The 9942-nt window shown below is 69.6% G+C and carries 10 protein-coding genes and 1 pseudogene; 4 read left to right on the forward strand and 7 right to left on the reverse strand.

What is annotated here, in order from left to right:
* Positions 1-603 carry a class I SAM-dependent methyltransferase gene (locus ACJH6I_RS25730; protein WP_406784745.1) on the reverse strand — a complete coding sequence of 201 codons (603 nt, stop codon included), beginning with the start codon at positions 601-603 and terminating at the stop codon, positions 1-3.
* A 76-nt stretch (positions 604-679) separates the two neighbouring features.
* Here ACJH6I_RS25730 and ACJH6I_RS25735 point away from each other — a divergent pair, with 76 nt between their 5' ends.
* Positions 680-1255 carry a TetR/AcrR family transcriptional regulator gene (locus ACJH6I_RS25735; protein WP_133427000.1) on the forward strand — a complete coding sequence of 192 codons (576 nt, stop codon included), beginning with the start codon at positions 680-682 and terminating at the stop codon, positions 1253-1255.
* 43 nt (positions 1256-1298) lie between these two features.
* Here the strand turns inward: ACJH6I_RS25735 and ACJH6I_RS25740 are convergent, their stop codons facing one another.
* A complete protein-coding gene (locus tag ACJH6I_RS25740; protein WP_267325052.1) occupies positions 1299-1703 on the reverse strand; it encodes an Rv2175c family DNA-binding protein in 405 nt (134 codons plus the stop codon).
* On the opposite strand from ACJH6I_RS25740, the gene ACJH6I_RS25745 reads away from it, so the two are divergent.
* Positions 1693-2934: a protein kinase domain-containing protein gene (locus tag ACJH6I_RS25745; protein ID WP_064858730.1), complete on the forward strand. Its 1242-nt coding sequence runs from the start codon at positions 1693-1695 to the stop codon at positions 2932-2934. The two genes, ACJH6I_RS25740 and ACJH6I_RS25745, sit on opposite strands and share 11 nt — an antisense overlap.
* A gap of 73 nt (positions 2935-3007) precedes the next feature.
* Here the strand turns inward: ACJH6I_RS25745 and ACJH6I_RS25750 are convergent, their stop codons facing one another.
* On the reverse strand, positions 3008-4393 hold the full coding sequence (locus tag ACJH6I_RS25750; RefSeq protein WP_020103604.1) for a class II 3-deoxy-7-phosphoheptulonate synthase: 1386 nt from the start codon (positions 4391-4393) through the stop codon (positions 3008-3010).
* Between the two features lie 112 nt (positions 4394-4505).
* Here ACJH6I_RS25750 and ACJH6I_RS25755 point away from each other — a divergent pair, with 112 nt between their 5' ends.
* Positions 4506-5219 carry a zf-HC2 domain-containing protein gene (locus ACJH6I_RS25755; protein ID WP_133427004.1) on the forward strand — a complete coding sequence of 238 codons (714 nt, stop codon included), beginning with the start codon at positions 4506-4508 and terminating at the stop codon, positions 5217-5219.
* On the opposite strand, the gene ACJH6I_RS25760 is transcribed toward ACJH6I_RS25755, so the two are convergent.
* Together ACJH6I_RS25760 and ACJH6I_RS25765 are read right to left on the reverse strand one after the other, a co-directional pair.
* Positions 5216-5875 (reverse strand): DUF5134 domain-containing protein, encoded by a 660-nt coding sequence (locus tag ACJH6I_RS25760; RefSeq protein ID WP_133427005.1) that lies wholly within the window; start codon positions 5873-5875, stop codon positions 5216-5218. The genes ACJH6I_RS25755 and ACJH6I_RS25760 overlap by 4 nt on opposite strands.
* The gene (locus ACJH6I_RS25765; protein ID WP_406784741.1) at positions 5872-7245 is read right to left on the reverse strand and encodes a PepSY-associated TM helix domain-containing protein; all 1374 of its coding nucleotides are present in this window, start codon (positions 7243-7245) and stop codon (positions 5872-5874) included. Before ACJH6I_RS25765 ends, ACJH6I_RS25760 begins: the two co-directional genes overlap by 4 nt.
* A gap of 113 nt (positions 7246-7358) precedes the next feature.
* On the opposite strand from ACJH6I_RS25765, the gene ACJH6I_RS25770 reads away from it, so the two are divergent.
* Entirely contained in the window at positions 7359-9323 is a 1965-nt protein-coding gene (locus tag ACJH6I_RS25770; protein ID WP_406784742.1) for a cytochrome c oxidase assembly protein, read from the forward strand.
* Positions 9324-9423: 100 nt separating this feature from the next.
* Here the strand turns inward: ACJH6I_RS25770 and ACJH6I_RS25775 are convergent, their stop codons facing one another.
* On the reverse strand, positions 9424-9669 hold the full coding sequence (locus ACJH6I_RS25775; protein WP_406784743.1) for a hypothetical protein: 246 nt from the start codon (positions 9667-9669) through the stop codon (positions 9424-9426).
* A 72-nt stretch (positions 9670-9741) separates the two neighbouring features.
* Positions 9742-9876 (reverse strand): annotated as a pseudogene (locus ACJH6I_RS25780) (integrase core domain-containing protein); the annotation flags it as partial.
* Between the last annotated feature and the right edge of the window lie 66 nt (positions 9877-9942).

Here is a 9942-nt window from a genome sequence, read left to right on the forward strand (position 1 = left end):
TCACGCCCTCCGGGCGACGACGAGATGGCCGGGCAGCCGCACGCTGTCCGCACCGGTGCCGGCCTGCAGCCGTGCGGGCCGGATGCTCTCCACCTGCCAGTGCTGCGAAACGACCTGCCGCAGTTCGTCTTCCGTGAACTGGGTGGGTCCCGGGCCGTCGTGATCGCCGAATGCACCGGTGCCGAAGGCCAGGATGTAGAACGTGGCGCCGGGGGCCGCCGCGTGGTGCGCGGACCGCAGGTAGCCGTCACGTAGGTCGGCGGGCAGGGCGTGCAGCAGGCCGCTGTCGAAGATGGTCCCGAAGCGACTGTCGTGGCCGGTGAACGCGCTGATGTCCGCCTGCTCGAAAGTGGCTGTGCGCAAACCCCGTTCGGCGGCGGCCGCGGTGGCCGCCGCGACGGCCGTCGGGGTCAGGTCGATGCCGTGCACGGTGTGGCCCCGCGCCGCCAGGGCCAGCGCGAGCTCGGCGTAGCCGCAGCCGGCATCGAGCACCTCGCCCTGGACGGCTCCGTCCTGGTCGATCAATGCCGCGAACTCCGGCTGCGGCTCGCCGATGTTCCATGCGGGCGCGTCGTCGTTGCGGTAGGCGCCGTCCCAGTCGATCACATTTCCTCCTCATCGAATGTCCGCCACAATAACGCACCGCGTGTTTACTTTTGTTCCCTGAGAGGATGTGACCATGACGGCAGCGACCCCCGCGCGCAAGGGCCAGCGCACGCGGCAGCGGATTCTGCTGGCCGCGCGAAAGGTCTTCGCCGAGGCCGGCTACGAGAAAGCCACCATCCGGGGCATCGCCGAACTGTCCGGCGTCGACAAGGCGTCGGTGATCAAACACTTCGGCAGCAAGCAGGACCTGTTCGACGAAGCCGTGCAGTGGACCGTGCCCGTGGACGAGTTGACCACCGCCGATCCCGCGCAGACGGCACAGAACTTCCTGCAGGGCATGCTCGACGCCTGGGCAGCTGATCCGGACGGCCCCATGGCGGTCCTGCTGCGCACCGCTATGACCAGCCCGGACGCACTGGAGTTGCTACGGACTCAGGTGACCGAACAGGCCGTCACGTCCGTCGCAGCGACCATCGACGGGCCCGACGCCCGGCTGCGGGCGGCGCTGCTGAGCGCGGTGCTGATGGGCATAGCGAGCCAGCGCTACCTGCTGCAGTTCCCCGACCTGGCCGCCGCGTCCGACGACGACATCGTGCGGATCATGGCGCCGGTGCTGGGTGGGCTGTTGTCGCCTGACGGGGCCTGGTAGCCCACGACGGCGGTGCCGTCAGTAGCCCACGACGGCAGTGCCGTCAGTAGCCCATGGCCTGGGCGCGCCGCAGCACTTCCCTGGCCTGGTGCGAATGCAGCGCGTCGACCGGCCGCGCGTTGGTGGTGCGTTCGGTGCTGCCGTCACGCGTCAGCGTCAGTGACTCGTCGGCGGTGAACAACCAACGCACGATGTCGGTTTCGTGGTAGCCACCGTCGCGCAGCACGACCAGCAGGCCCGGCAACTGCTTGACCACATGCCCCTTGGCGTCGAAGAAGATCTTGGGTACCACGATGGCACCGTTCCGGCGCACTCCGAGGAGGTGTCCGTCCCGCAACTGCTGGTGCACCTTCGTCACCGGAATACCCAGCATCGATGCCACTGCGGGAAGGTCGTAGACCGCTTCATCGGGATCGATAACGTCCTCGGCGGCCGGAATGCTGCTCACCCAGGAGATTCTAGAGCCGTACGATTGCCAGGTGCAGCCATCCCGACAACCGGATCCACTGATCGGTGCGGTGCTGGACGGGCGCTACCGCGTGGACGCACCCATCGCCAGCGGCGGCATGTCCACGGTGTACCGCGGCCTGGACACCCGGCTCGACCGCCTGGTGGCACTCAAGGTCATGGATTCGCGGTACTCCGGCGATCAGCAGTTCCTGACCCGCTTCCAGCGCGAGGCCCGCGCCGCCGCCGGCCTGAAAAGCCCTGGGCTGGTTGCGGTTTACGACCAGGGATTCGACGGTCGTCACCCGTTCCTGGTGATGGAACTCGTCGAGGGCGGGACGCTGCGCGAGTTGCTGCGCGAACGTGGCCCGATGCCCCCGCACGCCGTGGCGGCCGTGCTGGCCCCCATGCTCGACGGCCTGGCGGTGGCCCACCAGGCGGGCCTGGTGCACCGCGACATCAAGCCCGAGAACGTGCTGATCTCCGACAGCGGCGAGGTCAAGATCGCCGACTTCGGGCTGGTGCGCGCTGTCGCTGAGGCCAAGATCACGTCGACGAGCGTCATTCTCGGCACCGCCGCGTACCTCTCCCCCGAACAGGTCAGCACCGGTGACGCCGACCCGCGCAGCGACGTCTACTCCGTCGGCATCCTGGCCTACGAACTCCTGACCGGCACGACACCGTTCACCGGCGACAGCCCCCTCAGCGTCGCGTATCAGCGACTCGATCAGGACGTGCCGCCGCCGAGCACGGCAATCGCCGGTGTGCCAAAGCAATTCGACGACCTGGTGGCCTGCGCGACGGCCCGCACGGCCGACGACCGCTACCTGGACGCCGGCGACATGGCGGCCGAGCTCGCCGCGATCGTCGCCGATCTGGGACTGCCCGAGTTCCAGGTGCCGGCACCGACGAATTCGGCGCAGCACACCGCCGCGGCAGCCCAGCGCGGTCGCGCGGAACGCACCACAGTGGCGACCGGCCGGGCCGCGGCACCGAAAGCTGCGCCGCAGCACACCCTGCAGTTCACGATGGACCCGGCGATGGACCCCGCGCTGCTCGAATCACCCGCGGTGGCAAAGCAATTCGCCGGCATCGACCTCGACGACTTCGCCTGGGCCCGGCAGCGCTCGCGCCGTACGGTGCTGTTCTGGCTCATCGCGATCCTGACGCTGACGGCGTTGGTCGCGGCCGGCGCGTGGACGCTCGGCACGAACATCGACGGGTTGTTCTAGAACGCCGAATGGCCACCTACTGCGCGGATTTCTCCTCGAGAATCGCGCGGTAGGTGGCCGCCCATGAGCGGGTCTAGTCGCGGAGCATCTCCGCGACCAGGAATGCCAACTCCAGGCTCTGCTGGGTGTTCAGGCGCGGGTCGCAGGCCGTCTCGTAGCGGCCGGCCAGGTCGTCGTCCGAGATGTCCTGCGCGCCACCGAGACATTCGGTGACGTTCTCGCCGGTGATCTCGACGTGGATGCCGCCCGGGTGCGTGCCCAGCGCGCGGTGCACCTCGAAGAAGCCCTGCACCTCGTCGACGATGCGGTCGAAGTGCCGGGTCTTGTAGCCCGTCGAGCTCTCGTGGGTGTTGCCGTGCATCGGGTCGCACTGCCAGATGACCTGGTGGCCGGAGGCCTCCACCTTCTGGATGATGCCCGGCAGCACGTCGCGCACCTTGCCGTTGCCCATCCGGCTGACCAGCGTGAGCCGGCCCGGAATGTTGTGCGGGTCAAGGCGTTCCACGTACTCGACGGCCATCTCGGGCGTCGTGGTCGGGCCGATCTTGATGCCGATGGGGTTGGCGATGGTCTCCACGAACGCGATGTGCGCGTGGTCGAGCTGACGGGTGCGCTCGCCGATCCAGACGTAGTGCGCCGACAGGTCGTACAGGCGCGGTTCGTCGAACTCGGTGGACAGCCGCAGCATCGCACGCTCGTAGTCGAGCACCAGGGCCTCGTGGCTGGCGTAGATCTCGGCGGTCTGCAGGTTGCGGTCGTTGACGCCGCAGGCCGTCATGAAGTTCAGGCCACGGTCGATCTCGGCGGCCAGCGCCTCGTACCGGGCACCCGCCGGCGACGTGCGGACGAACTCACGGTTCCACTCGTGCACCTGCTGCAGCGACGCCAGACCCGACGACGTCAGCGCGCGCACCAGGTTCATCGCGGCGCTCGCGTTGGCGTAGGCCCGCACCAGGCGCGACGCGTCGTGCACGCGCACCGCGGGATCCGGGTCGAAACCGTTGACCATGTCACCGCGGTAGGACGTCAGGCCCAGCGAGTCGGTGTCCGACGAGCGCGGCTTGGCGTACTGCCCCGCGATGCGGGCCACCTTGACCACCGGCATGCTGGCGCCGTACGTCAGCACGACGGCCATCTGCAGCAGGGTCCGGATGTTGGCCCGGATGTGCGGCTCGGTGTTGTCGACGAACGTCTCGGCGCAGTCGCCGCCCTGCAGCAGGAACGCCTTGCCCTGCGCCACGTCGGCCAGTTGCAGCTTGAGCTTCTCGATCTCGGACGGCACGGTGATGGGCGGCACGCTCTCGAGCACCTTGCGCATCGCAGCCGCCTGGTCCGCAGGCCAGCTGGGCTGCTGCGCGGCCGGACGGGACAGCGCGTCGGCAAGGCGGGTGCGCAGGTCCTCGGGCAGCGGGGGCAGCTCGGGCAGCTGGTCGATGGGTACGTCGACGGTCCAGTTCACGTGTCCATGGTACCGGCGCCGACCAGCGACTATTTACCCGCCAATTCGGCACCGATCGACGGATTTGGGACCACTGGGAGAAAACCGGGCCCGGTGCGCGACTATTGACGATGTGGAGTGCGAGATTGCCCGGGAGGCGCTGTCCGCGCGCATGGACGGCGAGCATGAGCCCGTCCCCGCGCGCCGCGTCGACGAGCACCTGGCGTCCTGCCCGGAGTGCCGACAGTGGCAGGACGAGCTGAACAGCCAGATGGACCTGTTGCGTGGGCTGATCGCCGCCGACCGGACCCGGATGACCGCGGTGACCGATTCGGTCGCGCAACCCGCCCTGCCCGAAACCCGCGACGGCCTCGACCGGGTGCGCATCGCCCTCGCGGTGGTGGGCGGCATCCAGATCGTCCTGGCCGTCCTGCAGGCGGCGGGTGTCAGCATCGGTGTGCACGTCGGGCATTCGATGGGCGGGCATGTGGTCAACGAGTCGACGGCCTGGTCCGTCGCCCTCGGCGTCGCCATGCTGGTCGCCGCCGCCCGTCCCGCCGCGGCCATGGGGCTGGCCATCGTCGGTGGCGTGTTCACCCTCGTGCTCACCGGCTACGTCGTCGTCGACGGACTGACCGGAGCGGTCGGCGCGGTCCGCATGCTGAGCCATCTGCCGGCGCTGGCCGGCGTGGTGCTGACCGTGCTGGTGTGGCGCCGACACACCCTCGAACCGCCACGGCCGGACCGCGACGCGGCCCCCACGCTCGACGACATCACGCTGCCGGACAACGCCTCCCGCGGCCGCCGCCGGGGTCACCTGTGGCCCACCGACGGCAATGCCGCCTAGACCATCACGCCGAACATGATCGCCATCCCGGCCGCCGCCATGGCCTGACAGGCCACGGCGAACCACAGCCGGGCCGGGACGTCGGGCCGCTCCTGCCGCACCGCGAAGTAGCGGATGGCCCACCACAATGCGGCGGCACCGAACATCGCGGTGAACACCCAGTTCACGGCGTCGACCCACGCCGCCGGGTGCCCACAGCCACCCATCGGGCCCGAATGCGGCGTCGTCCCGGACATGTCCATGCCCGGCATGGACGGCATCGACGACGACGCCGGCTGCGGCGCGTCGGCGGCGGTTCCGGCGCACTGCCCGGGCAGGACCCGCCCGTCCATCACGGCGTACATCCACGCCATCGCCAGCATCATGACGGCGTGATAGCCGTCGGTCACGCGGTGGCCGGCGCGCACCGCCAGGACCACGGTGAACCAGCCGGCCGCCAGCAGGAAGAACACCATCGGCGGCCGGTTCGGCACACTCATCCCCGCCGGCCACGCCATGACCAGCATCGCCACCGCCATCAACAGGTGCAGCGCGCGGCTCGTCTGGTCGATCCAGGTCCGGTCCGCACGGGCCGTGACGAGGGCGTAGACGCACTGCGCCGCGCTCAACAGGAACAGCCCCGTCACGAACAACCGGAGCCAGATGTCGACGATCACTTGGCCGCCTGCCGCCGCTGCCGCCAGCCCAGTGCCACGTCGACCGCGACGAACAGGACCAGCGTGAGGCCGAACAACGGGGCGAACCACCCGACGCCACCGAGAACGAGCACCAGCAGCGCCGCCTCATGGGGCCGCAGCGCCGACAGCGCGCCACGCCGCTGGCCGGTGGGCAGGACGAACCGGTCCCCGCGGGTCGGGCGGCGGCGCCACCACATCCGGTAACCCAGCAGGATCCCCACGATCATCGCGAGGGCGACCGCGATCAGCGCCAGCTGATTGACCAGGCCGAACAGGATGCCCATGTGCAGGTCGATGACCCAGTCGGTCATCTTGGCCATGAGCGGCCACTCGGCGAAGTCGAGCCGCGCCGTCACCGTGCTCGTGGCGGGGTCGACGACGATCGCGTCGTACTGCGTCGGCCAGTCACGCTTGCGCTCGGCGACCTGCCAGCCCTGGCCCGCCGTCGCCGGCGGGTACATCCACATCGGGGTCCGCAGGCGCGCGTCGTGGGCGACCCGCAGCGCCGTGTCGGCACCGCGCAGCGCGGCGGCCTCGTCCAACGCCGCCCCGGCGGCCTGCCCCGGCAATGCGGTGTCGACGGACGGGCTGGTCCAGCTCAGCTGCGTCCGCAACTGTGCGACGTTCTCCCCCGCGAACCGCGACCACGTCATGCCCGACACTGCCAGCAGCGCCACCGCCGCGAGGATCCAGACCCCGAGGGTGCCGTGCCACGACAGCAGCCGGCGCCGCCCGGTCGCCCGCACATCCGGGACCACGAGCCGGCGCGGCCGGCCCTTGTTGTGCCCGATCCACAGCAGCAGGCCCACGCCGGCGATCACCCACGACCAGCTGGCCGCCAGCTCGCTGTAGTTGCGGCCGAAGGCGCCGAGGTGCAGGTTGCGGTGCAGTTCGTCGAACCAGGCCCGCACCGGCAGCCACTGGCCGTAGGTGGTCAGGGCGCCGCGGATCGCGCCGGTGTAGGGGTCGACGAACACCGTGCGCGCGTAGTCGGCGGGGACGTCGTCGACCGCGAGCGTCACCTGCGTCGTCTCGTCGGCCGCGGCGGGCGGCCGGATGCTGGTGACGGTGCCCTCCGGATGCGCGGCCCGGACGGCTGCCAGCTGGGCAGCGAGCGGCAGCTGCCGGTCGCCGACGTGGTCGACGGTGAGTTCGTGCCGGTACACCGCGCTGTCGATCTGCGGGATCACCGCGTAGAGCAGCCCGGTGACGGCGGCGATCAGGATGAACGGCGCGACGAACAGGCCGGCGTAGAAGTGCAGCCGCAGCAACGCCGGGCGGAAACGCTTCCACGCCGATGGGTCCGCCGCGACGGCAACGTCCGACTCGGGCAGTTGGGTATGACTCACAACTTGTATTGGTCGGCCCGCGGCGCCAGGAGTTCCTGCGCCCGGAAAATTTCTACGACACCTGGTCGTAGACTGGGCGTGATCAGTTCTTCAGGTGGAAGGCCGGTATTTCGATGGGCTCGGACCGGACCGGCAGGTTCGCTGCAGGGCGAGCGAAGCGACGGGATCAGCTGCTGCCGCTGTTGGGTTATCTGGCCGCGGTCGCCGCCCTGGTCGCCTACGCGCTCATCTCGGGCGACCAGCGCTTCGTCGCCACGGGCGACAGCTACCCCGGCACGTTCACCGCGTGCGCCGAACCGGTCGGCTACTTCACGGCCATCCTCGCCGCCGCGGTCTGTCTCGGCGGCCTGCTCTACGTCGTCACCACGGCGCGGCCCGACTCCAAAGGCGTCATCGACCCGCCCGCCTTCCGTATCCACCTTGTGCTGGAACGGGTTTCGCTGGTCTGGCTGGTCGCCTCGGCATTCATGGTGGTGGTGCAGGCCGCGACCGACGCCGGCGCCCCGGCGCTGCGGCTGGTGGAGAGCGGCCGGCTGGGTGAGGCCATCGCCGCATCCGAGATGGCCCGCGGCTGGATCGTCGCGACCCTGTGCGCCGCGGTCGTGGCGCTGACGTTGCGGTTCAGCGTGCGGTGGATCGCCATGGTCGTGCTGTTGCTCCCGAGCGTGATCGGCGTCCTGGCGCTACCGGTGACCGGCAACGCCAGCGAAGGCCCTGACCACGACTACACGACCAGCGCAGTCATCGTGTTCGCGGTGGCACTGGCGGTGCTGGCCGGCACGAAGATCGCAGCCGTCGTCAGTCCGCCGGCCGCCGACCTCTACCGGCGGGTGTTGATCATCCAGGTGGCCGGCGGCACCGTCGCGCTGATCTACGGCGTGCTGCTACTGGCCGAGCAGCTCGGGCCCCCCGGCCTGACAGGCAGCGGCTACGGGCGGTGGGCGATCGTCGCCGCGATCGCGCTGGCGGCGTCGTGGATCACCGATGCCGCGGCGCTGCGCCGCGCCAAGCCGTCCCGGCTGGCCACCTGCCTGCCCGCGATCACCGCGCTCGCCGCGGTGTCCGCCATGGCGGTGCAGACCGCGCCGCGCCTGCTCCACCACAAGTACACGACGTGGGATGTCTTCCTCGGCTACGAACTGCCCGACCCGCCGAATGTGGTTCGGCTGCTGACGGTCTGGCGGTTCGACACGTTCATCGGCATCGGCGCGCTGGTGCTTGCCGGCGCGTATCTGTACGCGTACCTGAAGCTGCGGCGCCGCGGCGACGAGTGGCCGGCGGGTCGGTTGCTCGCGTGGCTGATCGGCTGCGCGGTACTGCTTTTCACCAGCAGCTCGGGGGTGCGGGCCTACGGCTCGGCGATGTTCAGCGTGCACATGGGCGAGCACATGACGCTCAACATGTTCGTGCCCGTCCTCCTGGTGCTGGGCGGCCCGGTGACCCTGGCGCTGCGCGCCCTGCCCCCGGCGGGAGAGGGTGCCCCGCCCGGACCGCGCGAATGGATCCTGTGGCTCGTGCACTCGAAAGTCACGGCCGCACTGTCGAATCCGATCGTGGCGTTCGTGCTGTTCGTCGCGTCGCTGTACGCGGTGTACTTCACCCCGATCTTCAACACGCTGGTCCGCTACCACTGGGGCCACGAGTTGATGAGCGTGCACTTCCTGCTGGTCGGCTACCTCTTCTACTGGGGCATCATCGGCATCGACCCGGGCCCGAAGCGCCTGCCGTTCCTGGGCCGGCTCGGACTGTTGTTCGCGGTCATGCCTTTTCACGCGTTCTTCGGCATCGCGACCATGACCATGACCGACACCATCGGCGGGCCCTTCTACAAGTTCGTCGGCCTGCCGTGGCTGTCGAGCATCGGCGCCGACCAGCACCTCGGCGGCGCCATCGCGTGGGGTTCGAGCGAACTGCCGGTGATCCTGGTGGTCATCGCCCTGGTGGCGCAGTGGGCCCGGCAGGATCGCCGCGCCGCCTCCCGTGCCGACCGGCACGCCGATGCGGACTACGCCGACGACGACCTGGATGCCTACAACGCGATGCTGCGCGAGCTGGCGCGCCAGCGCGGCCAGCGCTAACGCGCCGTCAACCAGCGATTTGTGCACGATTTTCCGGGCGTGACGCGGTGTGGTGTCTCGGGACATCGCTGACACTTATGTCTCGGGACATCGCTGACAGTCAGTGTGCGGGTTTGGGTGCGCGGGTGCGGTAGGTTCGCGTGGTTTTGTCGCCGGGCTGGTAGCGGCGGGTTGGGTCGGCGGTGAGTTCGCGGATCAAGGTGGTGCCGCTGAAGATGGCGATGTGGTCGCCGTCGCGGATGCAGTCGCAGTGGTGTCCAGCCCAGTACCGGCCGACGTTGATGACGTAGGGCGGCACGAACACCCGACCTGTGGTGTCGTTGACGGTGCCGGTGGTGACGAACACCGGGGCCGGCAAGGGCCGGTCGGCGGGGCGGGCGCGTTCGGTGGCGGCGAAAGCCTCTGCGGGAGTGGCTCCGCCGAGTGCTCGGTGTGGTCGTTGGTGGTTGTAGAAGTGTCGGAACGCCTCGAGCAGATCGTTGAGATCAGCGACCGTGTCCGGGGTGGGGTGCGCGTGGAGCCACTTTTTGAGGGTCTGCCAGAACCGCTCGATGCTCCTATGTTTGTCAAGCCGCGGCGGGTTGGCTGTTTGGGGTCAGTGAGTTGTCTTGTGCTCGTG

The organism is Mycobacterium sp. SMC-13 (assembly GCF_045311035.1).
In the GTDB taxonomy this organism is placed as follows: domain Bacteria; phylum Actinomycetota; class Actinomycetes; order Mycobacteriales; family Mycobacteriaceae; genus Mycobacterium.